The sequence below is a fragment of the Glaciihabitans sp. UYNi722 genome (genome assembly GCF_040549465.1).
Classification (GTDB): domain Bacteria; phylum Actinomycetota; class Actinomycetes; order Actinomycetales; family Microbacteriaceae; genus Lacisediminihabitans.
Genome location: NZ_JBEPTL010000058.1, coordinates 1 through 1,340, shown reverse-complemented (window position 1 = coordinate 1,340; position 1,340 = coordinate 1). Strand labels below are relative to the sequence as shown.

Below are 1,340 nucleotides of genomic sequence, written 5' to 3'. Positions count from 1 at the left end.
CTAGTACTGCAGTCGCGTTTATGGGCTGTGTCCGCGGGTTTTGTAGTAGTGGCGTTTCGCTGTTTGTTGATGTCGTCGGCGCCAGTGGGAGCGGCTCAGAATGTGTTCGGGGTTCGGCGACTGGGTGAAGATCAGGCAGACGAGGAGGTGTCTGATCTCGGGCAGGCTCAACGCGATGAGGTCGCCGCCGTCTGGATGTTGGCCCCCTTTTTTGACCGGGTGACGGTCAGGAACGCGTGGGCGAGCATCGAGAGAGTGATGTATCTATACCAGCCGGTGTATTGGCGGACCTGATAGTGGTCGAGCCCTGTCTGCCCTTTGCTGCTCTGGAAGTAGGCGATCTCACCCGGGTCGGTGAGGCTGCGTCGGGCCAGGAGCCAGTACTCGGCGTCGGGGTCCCGTGCACCGTTGATGCGCGCCCTGGCCCAGGCGTAACGGCGATCACCTTTTGAGCCGTTACCGGCGGAGCGGGTCCGCCACGCGGTCGCGGGCAGAGCGGCGATCAGTTCATCGGCCCGATACTCTCCGGCCGGGATCCTTGCCGTTATCTTGGCGATGACATGCTGATTCATCGGCACCGCCAGGACGTAGAACACGCTCCGATCCTCAAGGGCCTTGCGGAGCTTGTAGTACTGACCGTAGACGGCGTCGCCGGTGACCCAGCGGGCCGGGACGCCGGCCTCCAGCACCCGGGCGAGCATGTCCATGGCCAGTTCCGGTTTCGTCTTGAACCCGCGATCGGCGGGGATCCCGGCGGCCTGACAACGGTCCCGGTCCTCGGTCCACACCTTGGGCAGGTACAACTCCCGGTCCAGGAAGATCCACCCCGCCGGGCTCGAGTAGGTCAGGAAGACACCGATCTGCGAGTTCTCGATCCGCCCCGCCGTGCCCGAATATTGTCTGGCAACCCCGGCCGAATGCTTCCCTTTCTTCAGAAACCCGGTCTCATCCACAATCAAGACACCGTCGGCCGCGCCGAGATGCTTGACGACGTAGGACCGCAGATCATCACGCACCGCATCGGGCTCCCAGTCCGTGCTCGAGAGCAGCCGCTGCATCCGGTCCGGGACCGCCTGACCGGCCTGCTCAGACAGCGTCCACGAGTTCTTGCGCTCCTGGCCCGAGAGAAGCCCCCACAGATAGTCCACCGCGCTCTCCCGCGGCTCCGACCGGGCAAAACGCGGCCCGATCAGCTCACGGATCTCCTCCAACCCATCAGCCCAATCCCGCACTTCAGCCACACAAACATCATCGCTCACCCGCAAGAATTAACACCAACACGCGCCTCAAATCTCGAAACACACCGACGAACCTGAAATAAACGCGACTGCAGTACTAGT

1 protein-coding gene is annotated in these 1,340 nt (G+C 62.9%); it reads right to left on the bottom strand.

The features are described 5' to 3' along the window. Nucleotides 1-167: 167 nt before the first annotated feature. Nucleotides 168-1,241 carry an IS701 family transposase gene (locus tag ABIB56_RS18450; RefSeq protein WP_502917627.1) on the bottom strand — a complete coding sequence of 358 codons (1,074 nt, stop codon included), beginning with the start codon at nucleotides 1,239-1,241 and terminating at the stop codon, nucleotides 168-170. Between the last annotated feature and the right edge of the window lie 99 nt (nucleotides 1,242-1,340).